The 18,522-nt window shown below is 49.6% G+C and carries 21 protein-coding genes; all 21 read left to right on the top strand.

Features of this window, described 5'->3' with window-relative positions; genetic code table 11:
- Positions 1-10: 10 nt before the first annotated feature.
- Positions 11-439, top strand: a complete 429-nt coding sequence (locus tag ACTTK6_RS05410) for a YlqD family protein (protein WP_079476143.1) — start codon at positions 11-13, stop codon at positions 437-439.
- The gene (gene rimM / locus ACTTK6_RS05405; RefSeq protein ID WP_462832897.1) at positions 426-950 is read left to right on the top strand and encodes a ribosome maturation factor RimM; all 525 of its coding nucleotides are present in this window, start codon (positions 426-428) and stop codon (positions 948-950) included. The genes ACTTK6_RS05410 and rimM overlap by 14 nt, the downstream gene beginning before the upstream one ends.
- Positions 947-1,639 carry a tRNA (guanosine(37)-N1)-methyltransferase TrmD gene (gene trmD / locus ACTTK6_RS05400; RefSeq protein WP_462832896.1) on the top strand — a complete coding sequence of 231 codons (693 nt, stop codon included), beginning with the start codon at positions 947-949 and terminating at the stop codon, positions 1,637-1,639. Before rimM ends, trmD begins: the two co-directional genes overlap by 4 nt.
- Before the next feature lie 131 nt (positions 1,640-1,770).
- Positions 1,771-2,115, top strand: coding sequence for a 50S ribosomal protein L19 (gene rplS, locus ACTTK6_RS05395; RefSeq protein WP_022792749.1), 345 nt, complete (start codon positions 1,771-1,773; stop codon positions 2,113-2,115).
- An 85-nt stretch (positions 2,116-2,200) separates the two neighbouring features.
- On the top strand, positions 2,201-2,761 hold the full coding sequence (gene lepB / locus ACTTK6_RS05390) for a signal peptidase I (RefSeq protein WP_462832895.1): 561 nt from the start codon (positions 2,201-2,203) through the stop codon (positions 2,759-2,761).
- Positions 2,762-2,780: 19 nt separating this feature from the next.
- Complete coding sequence (gene ylqF / locus ACTTK6_RS05385; protein ID WP_079476147.1) at positions 2,781-3,644, top strand: ribosome biogenesis GTPase YlqF; 864 nt, start codon at positions 2,781-2,783, stop codon at positions 3,642-3,644.
- Positions 3,645-3,663: 19 nt separating this feature from the next.
- Positions 3,664-4,440: a ribonuclease HII gene (locus ACTTK6_RS05380; protein ID WP_462832894.1), complete on the top strand. Its 777-nt coding sequence runs from the start codon at positions 3,664-3,666 to the stop codon at positions 4,438-4,440.
- Between the two features lie 15 nt (positions 4,441-4,455).
- Complete coding sequence (locus ACTTK6_RS05375) at positions 4,456-6,009, top strand: hypothetical protein (protein WP_462832893.1); 1,554 nt, start codon at positions 4,456-4,458, stop codon at positions 6,007-6,009.
- Entirely contained in the window at positions 6,006-6,296 is a 291-nt protein-coding gene (locus ACTTK6_RS05370) for an EscU/YscU/HrcU family type III secretion system export apparatus switch protein (protein ID WP_079476150.1), read from the top strand. Before ACTTK6_RS05375 ends, ACTTK6_RS05370 begins: the two co-directional genes overlap by 4 nt.
- A 178-nt stretch (positions 6,297-6,474) precedes the next feature.
- Positions 6,475-7,635: an ADP-forming succinate--CoA ligase subunit beta gene (gene sucC, locus ACTTK6_RS05365; RefSeq protein WP_462832892.1), complete on the top strand. Its 1,161-nt coding sequence runs from the start codon at positions 6,475-6,477 to the stop codon at positions 7,633-7,635.
- A 21-nt stretch (positions 7,636-7,656) separates the two neighbouring features.
- Complete coding sequence (sucD, locus tag ACTTK6_RS05360) at positions 7,657-8,571, top strand: succinate--CoA ligase subunit alpha (RefSeq protein ID WP_079476152.1); 915 nt, start codon at positions 7,657-7,659, stop codon at positions 8,569-8,571.
- 100 nt (positions 8,572-8,671) lie between these two features.
- Positions 8,672-9,550 carry a DNA-processing protein DprA gene (gene dprA, locus ACTTK6_RS05355; RefSeq protein ID WP_079476153.1) on the top strand — a complete coding sequence of 293 codons (879 nt, stop codon included), beginning with the start codon at positions 8,672-8,674 and terminating at the stop codon, positions 9,548-9,550.
- 197 nt (positions 9,551-9,747) lie between these two features.
- A complete protein-coding gene (gene topA / locus ACTTK6_RS05350; RefSeq protein WP_079476154.1) occupies positions 9,748-11,823 on the top strand; it encodes a type I DNA topoisomerase in 2,076 nt (691 codons plus the stop codon).
- 83 nt (positions 11,824-11,906) lie between these two features.
- Positions 11,907-13,220, top strand: a complete 1,314-nt coding sequence (gene trmFO, locus ACTTK6_RS05345) for an FADH(2)-oxidizing methylenetetrahydrofolate--tRNA-(uracil(54)-C(5))-methyltransferase TrmFO (protein ID WP_462832891.1) — start codon at positions 11,907-11,909, stop codon at positions 13,218-13,220.
- 105 nt (positions 13,221-13,325) lie between these two features.
- Positions 13,326-14,243: a tyrosine recombinase XerC gene (xerC, locus tag ACTTK6_RS05340; RefSeq protein ID WP_079476156.1), complete on the top strand. Its 918-nt coding sequence runs from the start codon at positions 13,326-13,328 to the stop codon at positions 14,241-14,243.
- 3 nt (positions 14,244-14,246) lie between these two features.
- Entirely contained in the window at positions 14,247-14,795 is a 549-nt protein-coding gene (gene hslV / locus ACTTK6_RS05335) for an ATP-dependent protease subunit HslV (protein ID WP_462832890.1), read from the top strand.
- Between the two features lie 27 nt (positions 14,796-14,822).
- Positions 14,823-16,235 carry an ATP-dependent protease ATPase subunit HslU gene (hslU, locus tag ACTTK6_RS05330; RefSeq protein ID WP_462832889.1) on the top strand — a complete coding sequence of 471 codons (1,413 nt, stop codon included), beginning with the start codon at positions 14,823-14,825 and terminating at the stop codon, positions 16,233-16,235.
- Between the two features lie 23 nt (positions 16,236-16,258).
- Positions 16,259-17,041 carry a GTP-sensing pleiotropic transcriptional regulator CodY gene (codY, locus tag ACTTK6_RS05325; protein ID WP_079476159.1) on the top strand — a complete coding sequence of 261 codons (783 nt, stop codon included), beginning with the start codon at positions 16,259-16,261 and terminating at the stop codon, positions 17,039-17,041.
- A 304-nt stretch (positions 17,042-17,345) separates the two neighbouring features.
- Positions 17,346-17,741 (top strand): flagellar basal body rod protein FlgB, encoded by a 396-nt coding sequence (flgB, locus tag ACTTK6_RS05320; RefSeq protein ID WP_079476160.1) that lies wholly within the window; start codon positions 17,346-17,348, stop codon positions 17,739-17,741.
- 2 nt (positions 17,742-17,743) lie between these two features.
- Complete coding sequence (gene flgC, locus ACTTK6_RS05315) at positions 17,744-18,190, top strand: flagellar basal body rod protein FlgC (protein WP_079476161.1); 447 nt, start codon at positions 17,744-17,746, stop codon at positions 18,188-18,190.
- Between the two features lie 20 nt (positions 18,191-18,210).
- Entirely contained in the window at positions 18,211-18,507 is a 297-nt protein-coding gene (gene fliE, locus ACTTK6_RS05310) for a flagellar hook-basal body complex protein FliE (RefSeq protein ID WP_462832888.1), read from the top strand.
- The last annotated feature ends 15 nt before the right edge of the window (positions 18,508-18,522 follow it).

The following is an 18,522-nucleotide window of genomic DNA, read 5'->3' as shown; positions in this document are numbered from 1 at the left end:
AGGTGATACAGTGCGTGTAATAAAGAAAATGAATGTTCACCACATTCTGACGCAAACATTAAAGGAAGAGCTGCAGGAAAAATACGAACAGCAGAAGTCCCGGCTCCAGGAAGAAACGGAACAGCTCCGCTTTCAAAAGCAAAAGCAGAATAAGGAGCGGGAGACAGAAAATGGGCGCTGGTCGGCTATGGACAAATTCAACAAAGAAATTGAAAAGCGCAAAGAAGAGCTGCAGCAGCTGTATTTTCTGCAGAATCAGCTCGAGCACCTTTCGATCGGATCGGAGCTGTCCTTTGGCACTACGGAAGTGATGTTTGACATCGAAGTGGGAAGCCAGTGGCATGAAGGCGAGCACTGGGGCACCATTGTTGTGGAAGAAGGCATTGTAAAAGAAATCAGATCAAAACACAAAGCGAGTGACGAAAATGGAATGGTTTAATGTAGGTACGATTGTGAATACCCACGGGGTGCGGGGAGAAGTCAGGGTGAAATCTGTCAGCGACTTTGAAGAGGAACGGTTTCAGCCGGGGCAGGAGATATATGTGGAAAATAATGGGGCGGAAACCGGCTATGAACCGCTGGTTATTAAAAGCTCCCGTCCGCATAAACAGTTTATCCTGCTTACCTTTGAAGGGTACAACTCCATTGACGATGTAGACTGGATGAAAAACGCTGCTCTTTCTGTGCCGGAAACGGCGCTGGCCCCGCTCAAGGAAGAAGAATTTTATTTTCATGAAATTATTGACGCAGACGTTTACACGGAAGAAGGCAGCCATCTCGGCTATGTAAAAGAAATCCTCACTCCGGGAGCAAATGATGTATGGGTCGTGGAACCGGCAGAAGGCCGGCAGGACATTCTGCTTCCGTATATCGAAGAAGTCGTTCAGCACGTGGACGTGGCTAAAAAACGTATCACCGTACGAATAATGAAAGGAATGCTGCCGGAATGAGAATGGATTTTTTAACTCTGTTTCCGGGGATGTTTGAAAGTGTGTTCAATCACTCTATTCTTGCCCGGGCCGCTGAAAGAGAACACGTGTCCTTTCATACTCATGACATCCGGGATTATACAGAGGATAAGCATAATAAGGTCGATGATTACCCGTACGGCGGAGGCGCAGGCCTGGTGTTAAAGCCGCAGCCGGTGTTCGACGCTGCCGATCAGGTAAAAAATCAGGGCGAAGCTCTCCCGGACCGTGTAATTCTTCTCTGCCCGCAGGGAAAGCCGTTCAAGCAGGAGGACGCCCGGGAGCTTGCCGGCGAAGAGCGGCTGATGTTCATCTGCGGGCATTATGAAGGCTATGATGAACGGATAAGGGAGCATCTGATTACGGACGAATACTCGATAGGGGATTTTGTGATGACCGGCGGCGAGCTCGGTGCCATGGTTATGGCAGACAGCATCACGCGCCTTTTGCCCGGGGTGCTCGGCAATGAACAGTCCGCCCATACGGATTCATTTGAAAACGGCCTTCTGGAATATCCGCAGTACACCCGTCCCGCGGATTTCCGCGGGATGACGGTGCCGGACATTCTACTGTCCGGTGATCACGGGAAAATTGCTGAATGGCGGCAAAACGAGGCGATCAGGAGAACAAAGGAACGCCGGCCGGATCTTTGGGAAAAATATACCGATTAGACGTAAATCCGGCGGTTGATTCCGCTGGTGGAATGTGCTATGATTCATTTTGTGACTAAATAGTCATCAATTACGGTGCTCCGCTGTTTTCATCGTGGACAAGAGCATGCGAGAGAAGGAGGCGAATACAAATGCAACAACTTATTCGCGACATAACGAAAGAACAGTTAAAATCGGATCTCCCGGACTTTCGCCCAGGTGACACTGTAGCAGTGCACTTGAAAGTTGTCGAGGGCTCCCGTGAACGTGTACAGGTGTTTCAGGGCGTCGTTATCAAACGTCGCGGCGGAGGCATCAGCGAGTCTTTCACCGTGCGTAAAGTTTCTTACGGAATTGGCGTAGAGAGAACTCTTCCGCTTCATTCCCCAAGAATCGACAAGATTGAAGTGAAACGCCGCGGTAAAGTACGTCAAGCTAGATTGTACTATCTCCGTAACCTGCGTGGAAAAGCTGCGCGTATTAAAGAACTTCGATAAGACACAGGAAAAAAAGCTGCAGCGGAGTATTCCGTCTGCAGCTTTTTTCATACGGCTAAACTATATAAAGAAAGGAATCGACCGCATGAATGAACGCCGCTATCCCATCAATTGGCTGCATCTTCTGACAGTAATTATGATCGCATTACTTATTGCACTCGCAGCCCGCTGGCTGTTTGTAGCTCCAGTCGTTGTGAAAGGCGAATCAATGGAGCCTACCATTCATGATGAAGACCGGATGCTGTTGAACAAAACAAGCAAATGGCTGCACGAATGGGATCGTTTTGATGTGGTCGTTTTCCATGCAAATGATAAAGATGATTACATTAAACGAATCATCGGGCTGCCGGGAGATACGCTTGAATATAGGAATGATAAGCTTTTTATTAACGGAGAGCAGATGGACGAGCCTTTTCTCGATAAAAAAACCCTGGCAGCTGGACCGCTCCCGGCGACGACTGACTTTACGCTGAAGGAAAAAACAGGCCGGAGCCGTATCCCCGAGGGAGAAGTGTTTGTGATGGGGGATAACCGCCCGAACAGCTATGACTCGAGGGCCATCGGACTGGTGGAGGAAGAAGAGATTGTGGGAGAAGCGGTCCTCACATTCTGGCCGCTCAACCATATGTGGACGTCCTCATTTTAATTTGAAAGGAGGCTGAAATATGGACATTCAATGGTATCCGGGACATATGGATAAAGCACAAAAAGAAGTGCAGAGCAAATTAAAACAGGTGGACGTGGTGATTGAGCTTGCTGATGCAAGAATCCCCCGCTCCTCCAGGAATCCACTGCTTGAAACGATTATTCAGGACAAGCCGTCGGTCATTGTATTAACCAAGGCGGACCTGGCTGACCCGAAAGTGACAGAAGAATGGAAGCAGTATTACCGCGATCAAGGTATTGAGGCGGTGGACGTGGATTCTAAGCATAAGAAAGGTCTGCACGTAATTAAAGAAGCAGCGCTTCAGCAGACGGAGCGTCTTCAGGCCAGGTGGAAAAGAAAAGGCATTAAACCGCGTGCCATCCGGGCCATGATTATTGGTATCCCCAATGTCGGGAAATCAACGCTGATCAATCAGTGGATCGGCAAAAAAACAGCTAAAATTGGCGATCGTCCCGGAATTACGAAAAATCAGCAGTGGCTGAAGATGGGCAAGGAGATGGACCTGCTCGACACCCCGGGGATTCTTTGGCCAAAGTTTGAAGATCCCTATGTCGGTGAACGTCTTGCAGCGACGGGGGCCATCAAAGATGAACTTCTGGACCTGCAGGACATTGCTTATTTTATTATCGGCATCTGCCAGGAGTATTACCCTGAAAAGCTGCTTCAGCGTTTCGGCCTCGAGGATAAGCCCAGGGAGACGTCGCTTGAATGGTTTGAAGATATCGGCCGCAAGCGGGGGGCGCTTCTTGCAGGAGCGGAAATTGATTATGAAAAAGCAGGTGAAATGGTCGTGCGCGAGTTTCGCGGTGGACTGCTCGGCCGGATCAGTCTCGAGCGCCCGTATGATGAAGCAAGCGAATAATTGAGCAGCAGAGGTGAAAATGTTGGAGAAATGGACGATAACAGCTGTGAAGGAGTATTTGCAAACAAACGAAAAGCCGGATGCGGGACTTCTGGAGGCCTGGAAGGAGGACTCCCGGGCCGGCGTCCAGAAGGAACTGCAGCGGTACGCCAGGCGGCAGAAGCAGCAGCGGGAAAAGTACGAAGACTTTTATCGCCGGCTTTCGTTTGAACAGGAATATTGGAGCCGGGGTTTTCAAACGGTAGCTGGAGTGGATGAAGTCGGACGCGGTCCGCTCGCCGGGCCGGTGACTACCGCTGCCGTTGTGCTGCCGGAAGATTTCAGCCTGATAGAGGTAAATGACTCCAAAACGCTTTCCGCCAAAAAAAGGGAAGAGCTCGAAACAAAGATTAAAGAGGCGGCCGTTGCCTGGAGTGTAGTACATATCGAAGCGGACGAAATCGACCGCCTGAATATATATCAGGCAACCAAAAAAGCAATGCGGACGGCTGTCGCAAACCTTGAACCTGCGCCAGACGCCCTGCTTGTAGATGCAATGGCCCTTCCACTGCATATTGAACAGCAGTCGCTGGTACAGGGCGACAGCCGGAGCGTGTCGATTGCGGCTGCTTCCATTCTGGCGAAGGTGGAAAGGGACCGTTACATGCAGTATTACCATACGCTCTATCCGGATTACGATTTTGCCAGCAATAAGGGCTATGGTACCCGGAATCACCTGGACGGCCTGAAGCGTCTGGGAGGATGCGCCATTCACCGGTACTCGTTTCAGCCGGTGGCCGGATTCCACCGCCCGTAAAAGGAGAGAAAATTGATGAAGCTGTCACTGCCGTCCGCATATGCTCGAAATCATACAAGCCAAGCTGGAAACGGAGACATTAAAGCCGGCCAGATCATTAAAGGTGCCGTCAAACAGCTTTATCCTGGCCAGCAGGCGGCGGTTGCCGTGAACGGACGGGTGTATCACGCCTCTTTGGAGGCACCGGTTGAAACCGGCAAATCATACTATTTTCAGGTGAAGAATGAACATGGCCGGCAAATATGGCAGGTGGCAGCTGGAGGGACAGCCGAGACTTCTGCGGACAAGAGCCAGGTTCTCCTGAAGCAGCTCGGCCTATCGTCTGGAAAGCAAGAGCAATACATATTCCGCATGTTTGAACAGATGCAGCTGCCTGTAACCAGGGAAACGCTTCAGAAAAGCGTTCAGCTGCTGAAGAGTGAAGGAGCGGTAAACAAGCAGGGAATGCAGACGCTTCAATGGATGCTTGCCGCAGGCGCCCCCTTAAAAACTTCCATTTTTCAAAGCATCCATCAAGTGCTGCACGGCACGTCGCCCGCTGAGGATATGGCCGCCCTTCTTGAAAGGCACAGGCCGGCGGAGGCCCTTCATCAGTCTCTTAAAAACGCTGTTCTTACCCCGGAAAGTTTTAAAGGGAACCTTGAAGCCCCGACAAAACCATTACAGCTGTTCGCTGCGACAGCCGCGGTTGCCGCCAATGATAAAAATGGACAGGCCCGACAGCTGATTCACCAGTTATTTTCCGGCCTTCAGCCGCCTCTGAATGCTGAAGCATTTCTGCAGCATATCCGCCAGGGTATTGGAAGCAGCGGCTCCATGGAAAACTGGCTTCAGGCCCAGGTTAAGGACGCCGGCCAGATGCATCAAACAGTACAGCAGGCGCCCGGCGTCGCCTCGCAACTGAACGTCCAGGCTCTGATGAAAGCATGGCACCCGCTCGTGCCCGAAGCAGGTGCGGTGCTCGACCACATGCCCCAGATGGTGAAATGGCTGACTAGCCACGTTGGCAGCACCAGCTGGGCAGCGTGGGCAGAAAGCGGAAGCAAGGAAGCGATGCAGGCTGCTTACAGGCATTTGGAGCAGGCTCAGACGCATATTATGTCGAGAAACGAACTTTCTCCCCAGCATGAACGAACTGTGGCTCATGTTGCCGGCCAGCAGCTGCTGCAGCAGGCTGACCAGGAGGCCTGGCTGCAGCAGCTCTCCCATCTTCCGGCGAAGTGGGGGGAAATGCTTTCGGATGCTGTCGTTCACTGGGAAGGGAAGCGCACGGAAGACGGAAAGCTCGATCCTGATACATGCCACATCTTATTTCAACTTGAGATGGACCGTCTCGGCGTTTTAATTGCCGACGTACAGATTTATAAACGAAATGTAACAGTGAACATCAGCAGTGAAAACCCGCATCCGGAACGGACGCTTCATCTTCTGCAGCCCATGCTGAAAACAGCAATGGCTTCTTTAAACTATCAGCTGGTGTCGCTTCAGTGGCATGAGGAAGAAGCGGTGGCCGAGAAGCCGCGTGCTCAGCAGTCCCGGCCGAGAGGAGCGTTTGATGTTCGGATATGAATTCTAACCAGAACTGGAAGATGAAAAAGGCAGTGGCGCTTAACTATAAGCAGAGTACATCGCAGGCTCCGGCAGTCAAAGCAAAAGGACGGGGCTGGACGGCGGAAAGAATTATCGAGGCGGCTGCTGAACATAACGTGCCTGTGCATAAAGACGCTGGCCTTGTACACATGCTGCATGAGCTTGAATGGAACGAAGAGATTCCGGAAGAACTGTACGAAGTTGTGGCGGAAATTTTTGCTTTTATTTACCGGATGGATAAAAAAACAGCAGAAAATGAAAACTAATCCGCACAGCAGAAACTTTTATGGAAATGTTGAATTTTTTTCTAAATTTCTATACGATAAAGAATGTGTGGGAAGCAGCGAGGCGATTTGAAGCCTTTCGCTCTGACCAGATTCGATTTTGTAATCACTTACACAGTCGATAGAAGGATTCGTATTGTAACGGTGAGGGGGAAAAAGCATGAATATTCATGAGTACCAGGGAAAAGAGCTCCTTCGTAAATACGGAGTAGCAGTCCCTAACGGAAAAGTTGCATTTACGGTAGACGAAGCAGAAGCAGCCGCAAAAGAACTGGGTTCGGACGTAACAGTGGTAAAAGCCCAGATCCACGCAGGTGGAAGAGGGAAAGCCGGTGGAGTAAAACTCGCTAAAAACCTCGATGACGTCCGCAGATATGCAGATGAAATTCTTGGCAAAACACTGGTTACCCACCAGACTGGCCCGGAAGGTAAAGAAGTAAAACGTCTTTACATCGAAGAGGGAAGCGACATCAAGAAAGAATACTACTTAGGTGTTGTGCTCGACCGGGTATCATCCCGCATTGTGATGATGGGGTCTGAAGAAGGCGGAACAGAAATTGAAGAAGTAGCTGAAGAGAATCCGGAGAAAATTTTCCGTGAATACATCGACCCAGCTATCGGCATGCAGCCTTATCAGGCCCGTCGTATGGCATTTAATATGAACATACCGACAGACCTGCTGAAAGAGGCAGTGAAGTTTATGCTTGGCCTATCCAAGGTGTTTATCGACAACGACTGCTCTATTGCTGAAATTAATCCGCTTGTAACGACCGGAGACGGAAAAGTAATGGCGCTTGATGCGAAGTTCAATTTCGATTCCAACGCGCTTTACCGCCAGAAGGAAGTGCTTGATTACCGGGACCTCGATGAAGAGGATCCAAAGGAAATCGAAGCTTCCAAATATGACTTAAGCTACATTGCCCTTGATGGCAATATCGGCTGCATGGTCAACGGTGCCGGTCTTGCGATGGCTACGATGGATATTATTAAGCACTACAGCGGCGATCCGGCGAACTTCCTGGATGTCGGCGGCGGTGCGACCGCTGAAAAAGTCACAGAAGCATTTAAAATTATCCTTGAAGATGATGCGGTGAAAGGCATTTACGTTAACATCTTCGGTGGAATCATGAAGTGCGACGTCATCGCTGACGGGGTAGTGGAAGCTACGAAGCAGACTGGATTAGAGATTCCGCTTGTTGTACGTTTGGAAGGAACGAACGTAGAAAAAGGCAAAGAAATTCTGGAAAAATCCGGATTGAATATTACAGCAGCGGACTCTATGGCAGACGGTGCGCAAAAAATTGTTTCGTTAGTTCAATAGAAAGGCAGGGACCATCGACCTATGAGCATTTATATTAATCAGGATACAAAAGTAGTTGTTCAAGGAATTACAGGATCTACCGGCCTCTTTCACACTCAACAGGCGTTAGAGTACGGTACAAAAATCGTCGGCGGCGTGACGCCGGGTAAAGGCGGCACGGAAGTTGAAGGCGTACCGGTTTTCAACACGCTGGATGATGCAGTAGAAGCAACCGGCGCTACCGTTTCGGTTATTTATGTTCCGCCTGCTTTTGCAGCGGACGCGATCATTGAAGCAGTGGATGCAGATCTTGATCTTGCCATCTGCATCACTGAAGGCATCCCGGTTCTTGACATGATTAAAGTGAAACGCTTTATGGAAGGCAAGCGCACCCGCCTTGTCGGCCCGAACTGCCCGGGCGTTATTACCCCGGACGAATGCAAAATCGGCATTATGCCGGGCTACATTCATAAAAAGGGACACGTAGGTGTTGTTTCCCGTTCGGGCACGCTGACGTATGAAGCCGTCGATCAGCTTACTAAAGCAGGCGTCGGCCAGTCGACAGCAGTCGGCATCGGCGGCGACCCGGTAAATGGTACAAGCTTTACCGATGTGCTGCAGGCCTTTAACGACGACCCGGATACAGAAGCCGTTATCATGATCGGTGAAATCGGCGGCACGGCTGAGGAAGAAGCAGCTGAATGGATTAAGCAGAACATGACCAAGCCGGTTGTCGGATTCATCGGCGGTGCGACAGCTCCTCCAGGAAAACGGATGGGCCACGCCGGCGCGATTATTTCCGGCGGTAAAGGCACCGCAGAGGAAAAAATCAAAACGTTAAACGAAAGCGGCGTGCAGGTAGCTGCAACCCCAGCAGAAATCGGCGATACGATGATCAACGTTCTAAAAGAACGCAGCCTCTACGAAAAATGCCTCACCCACGAACCACAAGTATAAACCAACCGCCCTCCGCTGCCCAAAGAGGCAGCGGAGGTTTTCTCTTTCCCGTATCCCCCCTTTTAACGCGCCACCACCCTCCCATGAAAGGACTACCCCTATGCATAATCTCTCCTTTAATGAACGTCTTCTGGCTGTTCACGAATTCCCCCTATTCCAATGGAAGCATGTAGCAGAGCTGATGCGGTGCGATCCTGAATTACTTCTCCCTTTTAAGCAGCCGCATCTTCTCCCATTAAACAATGAACATTTAATCGCATGGCGGCAATACGTACGTGAGCTTACCGTGCAACGGCGGCTTTCGTGGTACCGCGAGCAAGGAATCGGATGGATAACCTATTTTGACGTCCGGTATCCTTCGTCCTTAAAATCAATATACGATGCGCCGTGGGTACTTTATACGAAAGGGAACACAGGCCTGTTGCGCGAAGCACCCCGGCTCGCGGTAGTTGGCTCCCGGAGCATGACCTCTTACGGTAAAAAAGCAGTTGAAGCGTTCCTGCCTGAAAAGGCGGCCGGGCAGCTGCAGGTGGTAAGCGGGCTTGCAAGAGGCGTAGATGGACACGCTCACAGGCACGCTTTAAAAGCAGGATACCCCGTTATTGCAGTGCTCGGCTCCGGTTTTGGACATCTTTATCCGAAAGAACACCTCGGCCTGGCGAAAAATATTGCAGCCTCAGGGCTGCTGCTAAGCGAATATGCACCCGACAGACCTCCGCGAAAATGGCATTTTCCTGCGAGAAATCGTATCATCAGCGGGCTGAGTGACAAAATATTTGTTGTGGAAGCAGATGTAAACAGCGGATCTCTCATCACCGCGTCGCTTGCGCTTGAGCAGGGCCGTGATGTCTGTGCGCTGCCGGGACCGGTTTTTTCCAAACAAAGTTCCGGTACGAACCAGCTGATTTATGACGGTGCGCTCCCGGTGCTCCAGCCGGAAGATTTAAGCATTGTCCGAAGGCCGGACAGTGTCTCATAACAGCTGGAGAATTGAAACGAAATTTAAAATTTTCCGTATGTTATGCTAGACACGTTCAGGAAACTGTGAAAGAATAATTGTGATTTCAAGCACAAAGGGCACTGAACGCCATGAACATAAAAGTATCGCGATTTGACATGATAATTTATTCGCGTTAATAATGGTAATATTTCATTGAGACAAAGGGGAGAAGAGGAATGGCCGACTATTTAGTCATCGTGGAATCTCCCGCAAAAGCAAAAACAATCGAAAAGTATTTAGGGAAAAAGTATGCAGTGAAAGCTTCAATGGGGCACGTAAGAGACCTGCCAAAAAGCCAGACGGGAGTCGACACTGAGAACAATTATGACCCGAAATATATAACGATACGCGGGAAAGGTCCGGTACTAAAGGAATTAAAAACAGCTGCAAAGAAAGCGAAAAAAGTATATCTCGCAGCCGACCCTGACAGAGAGGGCGAAGCCATCGCCTGGCACTTGGCGCACAGCTTAAATATTGATGAAGATTCGGAATGCCGGGTCGTTTTTAATGAAATTACAAAAACGGCGGTAAAGGATGCGTTCAAGCACCCTCGTTCCATCAACATGGATCTGGTGGACGCCCAGCAGGCCCGCCGGATACTCGACCGGCTCGTCGGCTACAACATCAGCCCATTACTATGGAAGAAAGTGAAAAAAGGACTGAGTGCCGGCCGGGTGCAATCGATTGCCGTGAAAATGATTATTGACCGGGAAAAAGAAATCAAGGCGTTTATTCCGGAAGAATACTGGAGTATTAATGGAACATTTTCGGATGGAGACACGGAATTTGAAGCGAAATTTTACGGCACTGCGAAGGAAAAGCAGGCGCTGTCTTCCCGGGAAGACGTCGACGGTGTGTTTCAAAAAATGAAAGGCGAGCAGTTTGAAGTAACCAAAGTCACAAGAAAAGAACGTAAACGAAACCCAGTGCAGCCGTTCACAACTTCCTCCCTGCAGCAGGAAGCAGCGAGAAAGCTGAATTTCCGGGCGAAAAAGACGATGATGGTCGCCCAGCAGCTGTATGAGGGTATCGATTTAGGTAAACCGGCCGGTACTGTCGGCTTGATTACCTATATGCGGACAGATTCGACAAGGGTTTCTCAAACTGCAAAGGAAGAAGCCCGGACATTTATTACGGAGAAGTACGGGGAAGAATATGTTCGCCAGGGAGAACAAAAGGCTGCTAAAAACAGCAACAGCCAGGACGCCCACGAAGCGATACGGCCGACGTCGATCATGTACGAGCCGAAGCAGGTGAAAAGCTCACTTTCAAGAGACCAGTACCGGCTGTACAAACTCATCTGGGAACGTCTGGTGGCAAGTGAAATGGCCCCGGCCGTAATGGATACAATGTCGGTGGATCTTGATAATGAAGGCGTGCTGTTCCGGGCGACCGGGTCGAAAGTGAAGTTTCCAGGCTTTATGAAAGTATATGTTGAAGGCCGGGATGACGGGAAAAAAGAAGAGGATAAAATGCTTCCGGATCTTCAGGAAGGACAGATGGTCACCCGGACCGACATGGAAGAAAACCAGCACTTCACCCAGCCGCCTCCGCGCTATACAGAAGCCCGTCTCGTGCGGACGATGGAAGAAATGGGGATCGGGCGCCCGTCAACGTATGCTCCGACACTCGACACCGTGCAGCGCCGGAATTACGTAGCACTTGAAGAAAAGCGTTTCGTGCCAACTGAGCTCGGTGAAATCGTCACGGAACTAATGGAAGAATTTTTCCCTGAAATTCTCGATGTGGAATTCACCGCAAAGATGGAAAACGACCTTGACTATATTGAAGAAGGCAAACAAAATTGGATTGAGATTATCGATGAATTTTACCAGGGATTCGAACCAAGGCTGAAAAAGGCCGAAGAAGAAATGGAAGAAGTCGAAATCAAAGATGAGCCGGCCGGGGAAGACTGTGAACAGTGCGGTCACCCAATGGTCTATAAAATGGGACGCTACGGGAAATTCATGGCCTGCTCCAACTTCCCGGAATGCCGTAACACAAAAGCAATTGTGAAGGATATCGGCGTAAAATGCCCGAAATGTAAAGAGGGAAACGTCGTTGAACGCCGAAGTAAGAAAAGGCGGATCTTTTACGGCTGCGACCGTTATCCGGAATGTGAATTTGTTTCCTGGGATAAACCGATCGCCCGGCCTTGTCCGAAATGTGAAAGCATGCTTGTGGAGAAAAAGACGAAAAAAGGCGTACACGTACAGTGCTCGGAATGTGATTACAAGGAAGAACCAAATTAAAAAATGACTGATTACAGCGCAGGTCCGACTGCTTCCGACAGGAATAGTTGCCTGCGCTTTCAAAAGGGAAAGGAGTTTTTATCATGAAACGTACACCTGTTCATATCGTCGGAGCGGGACTGGCAGGAAGCGAAGCGGCGTGGCAACTGGCCAGGCAGGGCGTTCCAGTCAAGTTACACGAAATGCGACCAAATAAACAGACAGCCGCGCATCATACAGATAAATTTGCGGAGCTGGTCTGCAGCAACTCATTGAGGGCCAACAATCTGACTAATGCCGTGGGCGTATTAAAGGAAGAAATGAGGAACCTGGACAGCGTAATTATTGAGGCGGCAGACGCTGCATCGGTGCCTGCAGGCGGGGCACTCGCTGTGGACCGGCACGAATTTGCCGCCAACGTAACAGACAAAGTGAAAAACCATCCGCTCGTGGAAGTAGTATCGGAAGAAGTGACTCATATACCGGATGAGCCGGCAATTATTGCCACCGGTCCGCTGACGGCAGAGTCGCTTTCCGAAGATATCTTTAAGCTGACCGGCGAAGATCATCTGTACTTTTATGATGCAGCTGCTCCCATTGTGGAAACGGACAGCATCGATATGGATAAAGCGTACGTAAAATCACGTTACGATAAAGGGGAAGCGGCGTATATCAACTGTCCCATGACAGAAGAGGAATTTGACCGCTTTTACGATGCGCTGGTGGAAGCAGAAGTCGTGCCGCTGCGCGAATTTGAGAAAAATATCTTCTTTGAGGGCTGCATGCCGGTCGAAGAAATTGCCCGCAGAGGTAAAAAGACGCTGCTGTTTGGCCCAATGAAGCCGGTAGGCCTGGAGCATCCGGAGACAGGAGAACGCCCGCATGCCGTTGTGCAGCTGCGCCAGGACAACCAGGAAGGCACGCTGTTTAACATTGTCGGCTTTCAGACCCATTTGAAATGGGGACCTCAAAAAGAAGTGATCCGTTTAATTCCGGGACTAGAAAATGCTGATATTGTCCGCTACGGCGTGATGCACCGCAACACGTTTTTGAATTCCCCGAACTTCCTGAACCCGACCTATCAGACGAAAGCGCGAAGCGATTTGTTCTTTGCCGGCCAGATTACCGGAGTGGAAGGGTACGTGGAATCAGCTGCTTCAGGTCTTGTAGCCGGATGGAACGCAGCAAAGCAGTATTTGCACGAAGAAACGGACACGTTCCCGAAAGAAACAGTAATCGGTGCTATGAGCCACTATATTACTACGGCCGGGGCCAAGAACTTTCAGCCGATGAATGCCAACTTCGGCCTGCTGCCGGCACCGGAGCAAAAAATCAAAAACAAGCGGGAGCGCAATGAATACTACGCAGAACGGGCTCTGGCTTCCATTCAGAATTTTATGAAAAAAGTCGAAATATGATTGCTAGGCTCCGGGGTTTGTGATACGATTTACTAGCTTTTGTCTTCATAAAGCGGCAACAGAACCGCCAAAGGAAGCAGAAAGCGTAAAGGAGCAAAAAAGCTGATGAATCCGTTATTAGCATGGCGAGAAGAATTTTTCCGCTACCTGGAACTGGAAAAGAATATTTCTTCCTACACCAAAACCGCCTATGAGCAGGACTTAATGGAATTTGACACATTTATGCAGCAGGAAGGGTGGAAGCATGTGGAGGACGTTGATCCGGCGCTTGTCCGTCTCTACTACAGCAAAATGTACGACCACTCATACGCAAGGGCGACAGTAGCACGGAAAATTTCAGCGCTGCGTGCTTATTTCCGCTATTTGCAGCGTGAAGATTATATTGAACAAAATCCGTTCATCGGTGCAAGCCATCCAAAAAAAGAACGGCCGCTGCCCCATTTTTTATATGAAGAAGAAATCGAATCGCTGTTTGCTTCTTTTGATATGAGCAAGCCGCTTGATATCAGGGATAAAGCCATTATGGAGCTGCTTTATGCTACGGGCATGCGTATCAGCGAATGCCAGCAGCTTCAGGCTGATGACCTCGATGACTATCTCGGCACGATTTTAGTAAAAGGTAAAGGCCGAAAGGAAAGATATGTTCCGGTAGGAAGCTTTGCCCAGGAAGCCGTGGAGCTGTATAAAACGAATGTGCGGCCGGAGCTCGCAGCCAAAAGCAAGGCCCCGGCCGGACAGCTGTTTTTGAACGCCCGGGGCGGTCCGTTGACGGACCGTGGTTTTCGGCATGTCATTAACGAGCGGGTGAAAAAGGTATCGAGTACGCTGCGTATTTCCCCTCATGACTTGAGGCACACGTTTGCGACACACCTGCTCAACCATGGGGCGGATCTCCGTGTAGTGCAGGACCTGCTCGGGCATGCCAATTTATCAACCACCCAGATTTATACCCATGTCACTAAAGAACGGCTCCAGGATGTGTACCAGCACGCGCATCCGAGAGCAGAAAGGAAGCGTGAATAACAAATGGAACCATCCTTTCACGCCACAACAATATACGCTGTCCACCACGGGGGCAAAGCAGCAATGGCCGGGGACGGCCAGGTAACGCTCGGCCAGCAGGTGGTCATGAAGCATACCGCAAGAAAAGTAAGAAAGCTGTACAACGGAAAAGTGCTCGCCGGCTTCGCCGGATCGGTAGCCGATGCATTTACGCTGTTTGATTTATTTGAAGAAAAGCTTGAGCAGTGGAGCGGTAACCTGCAACGGGCTGCGGTCGAGCTTGCCAAGGACTGGCGCAGCGATAAAACACTTCGGCGCCTTGAAGCGATGCTGATCGTCATGGATAAATTCACTATGCTTTTAGTGGCAGGCACTGGAGAAGTGATTGAGCCTGACGATGATATGCTTGCGATCGGTTCCGGTGGCAACTATGCTCTCAGCGCCGGCCGTGCCCTTAAAAAACATGCGACGCATTTGACTGCCCGGGAAATGGCCAAAGCTTCACTTGAGACAGCAGCGGATATCTGTGTATTCACCAACCATGAAATCATTATCGAAGATTTGGAATCTTAAAACATAGTCCGCTAAGGGGGCTTATTAATGGAAATTTCGATGACACCCAAACAAATTGTAGAACGGCTCGATCAATATATTATCGGCCAGAATGAAGCTAAGCGTTCTGTCGCCGTAGCGCTTCGCAACCGGTATCGCAGAAGCAAGCTGCCAGAACAGCTTCAAGAGGAAGTAACGCCTAAAAATATTCTGATGATCGGCCCCACTGGCGTAGGAAAAACAGAAATTGCCCGCCGGATTGCTAAACTTGTTGGCGCTCCGTTTTCGAAGGTGGAAGCAACAAAATTCACGGAAGTCGGCTACGTTGGCCGCGATGTGGAGTCAATGATCCGGGATCTGGTGGAGGTTGCCGTCCGAATTGTAAAGGAAGAAAAAGCGGCGTCCGTACAGGAAAAGGCCGAAAAAGCAGCCAATAAAAAAATCGTCCGGCTGCTTGCCCCGCGAAAACGAAAAAACCGGCAGGCGGACAACAATGCCGGCAATCCGTTTGGGATGCTTTTTCAGCAAAATAATGACAGCGAAGAAGAGGAGGAGACGGACACCTCCGACAACAGCGATCTTCGTGAGCAGCGCCGGCAGCTGCAGAAGCAGCTCGAAATGGGAGAGCTTGAGGACCGCAAAGTAACCATCGAGGTCGAACAGCAGTCCGGCTCGATTGGTGACATGTTTCAGGGCGGCGGCATGGAGCAGATGGGCATGAATATGCAGGAGATGCTCGGAAACATGATGCCAAAGAAAACAAGCAACCGCACCCTCCCTGTTCGCGAAGCACGTAAGGTGCTTACCGAGCAGGAAGCCCAGAAAATGATCGATATGGATGAAGTCAGTTCAGAGGCGGTTTACCGCGCGGAGCAGCTGGGAATTGTATTCCTGGATGAAATCGACAAAGTGACCGGCAAAAAAGAAAGCAGCAGTGCGGACGTGTCGCGCGAAGGCGTCCAGCGGGACATCCTGCCGATTGTGGAAGGATCAACTGTCAATACCAAGTACGGCCCGGTTCGTACCGACCATATGCTGTTTATTGCTGCGGGTGCTTTTCATACGGCCAAGCCTTCCGATTTAATTCCTGAGCTGCAAGGAAGATTTCCGGTGCGTGTCGAATTAGATAACTTAGGGGCAGCAGATTTTGCCCGGATTCTGCGGGAGCCGGACCAGGCCCTTACCAAACAGTATCAGGCGCTCATCCGCACAGAGGGCATCGAAGTGACCTTTACAGACGAAGCTGTCGAAACTATCGCAGAATTGGCGGAAGCGGTCAATCAGCAGACGGAAAATATTGGTGCAAGACGACTCCACACGCTGCTTGAACGGCTGCTCGAGGATCTGTCCTTTGAGGCTCCGGAAATTACCATGGATGCCATCACCATTACACCGGAATACGTCAACGATAAACTGGCGACGATCGCCAGGGACCGGGACGTCAGCCGGTACATTTTGTAGCATAAATCAGGAGGAGAATCAGCATGGATTTGTTAACAAGAAGCAGAAGAATTAACGAAATGTTACAGAAAACGCAGGGCGACCATGTCAATTTTAAAGACATGGCCGAAACCCTTCAGGAAATTATTGGAGCTAACGTGTTTGTCGTCAGCAGACGGGGAAAACTTCTCGGTTATTCGATCGAACAGGAAATTGAACATGAAAAAATGCAGCGGATATTAGAAGAGCGCCAGTTTCCCCAGGAATATACGTCCGGACTGTTCAGCATTAATGAAACCTCCCCGAACCTGGATGTGCAGAGCGAATACACGGCATTCCCGCAGGAAAGCGCCGAATTGTTTGCTTCCGGCCTCACAACGATTGTACCGATTGTCGGCGGCGGCCAGCGGCTTGGGACGCTCGTTTTGGCCCGGCTGAGCGAAACGTTTGATGATGATGATCTAATCCTTGCCGAATACGGGGCAACCGTTGTCGGCATGGAAATCCTTCATGAAAAAACGCAGGAAATCGAAGAAGAAGCGAGAAGCAAAGCGGTCGTACAGATGGCGATCAGTTCTCTTTCCTACAGTGAGCTTGAAGCTGTCGAGCACATTTTCGAAGAACTGGATGGCAAGGAAGGGCTGCTTGTAGCGAGTAAAATCGCCGATCGTGTCGGCATCACCCGTTCAGTCATCGTCAACGCTCTGCGTAAGCTTGAAAGCGCCGGTGTGATCGAATCGAGATCTCTTGGGATGAAAGGGACCTATATTAAAGTATTAAATAATAAGTTCCTATATGAATTGGAAAAAATTAAAAATAACGGTTAATGGATGAATGACTAACGATCCCAAATGAGGGATCGTTTTTTTTATGTTTTTGAAACGCAAAAGTCTCAGATAAATACCAATTTATGCAAGAAAAAACCGCAAAACACACAATGAAAAAAGCACAAAGAGGATAAAAGAACTACTAATTATTGGTTTAAATGCTTAGACGTAAGTTACTGAAATGCAAAAAAGGCGATATTGGTTAGACAAATGTACATTTTTTCTATACAATTTAGGAAGTAATGCTCATATAAAAATGATGGAGTGAATCTTTAGTATTAATAAAAAAGCCAGAGGTGAGAAAATGGAACTGTTCCAGTCCGGGACATGGCAGAAATTACAGGCAGGGGCAGAAGGAGCAGCGCTCAGGCAAAAAGCCATTACCAATAATATCGCTAATATTGACACGCCAAACTATAAAGCTAAGGAAGTTTCCTTTCAGGAGATGTTAAAAGAAGAAAGCAGCAGTCAAATGGAAGCTGTACGGACAAATGCAAAACATTTTTCTTTTCAGAATACTCAAAATACTCCAAGCGTATATGAGCAACGGGGCAACACCTACAACAATAATGGAAACAACGTAGACATTGATAAAGAAATGACCGAGCTTTCGGAAAACCAACTGCATTATAACGCCATCATTGACCGCATTAATGGGAAATTCGGTGGCATTAAATCAGCTATCCGGGGAGGGTCATAAGCATGTCTATTTTTAATGGGATTCAAGCCTCAGGCTCGGCTTTAACAGCGCAGCGTCTGCGGATGGATGTTGTAAGCTCCAACCTTGCAAACGCCGATTCCACCCGGGGCCGGCTCGTCGACGGCGAGTGGCAGCCGTATCAGCGTAAAACCGTTTCTATGAGCCCCAAACAGGATAATTCTTTTCAGGCGAATTTAACGAAAGCACTGAACGAACAGGGAGGCGTACGGGTGTCGGAAATAGGCGTGGATGACGCTCCCTTTGACGAGGTCTACCAGCCGGAGCATCCTGATGCTAACGAAGAAGGCTACGTGCAGATGCCGAATGTGGATCCTTTAAAAGAAATGACGGATCTGACTTCGGCATCTCGTTCGTATGAAGCGAACGTCACGGCCCTCAATGCTAATAAAAACATGATGATGAAAGCACTTGAAATCGGCAAAAACTAATAACGGAAGGAGGAGAACGGATGGAAATCACAAACATACAGGCTCCGGCAGTGAGAGCAGCAAACGAAGCAGGGCAGACCACAGTTAAGGAAACCGGCGATGCGTTTCAAAAGGCAATGAGCGAAGCAATGAGCAAAGTCAACGAGGCCCAGCTTGAATCGGACCGGATGACGGAAAAACTGGTGACCGGGGAGGCGGATAATCTGCACGAGGTAATGATTGCTGCAGAAAAAGGAAGTATTTACATGCAGACGGCTACAGAGGTGAGAAATAAGGCGGTGGAAGCCTACAAAGAAATGATGCGGATGCAGGTGTAATCGTAAAGAGGAAGG

It is taken from the genome of Marinococcus salis (genome assembly GCF_054971365.1).
This window is presented reverse-complemented; position numbering and strand designations above follow the sequence as displayed.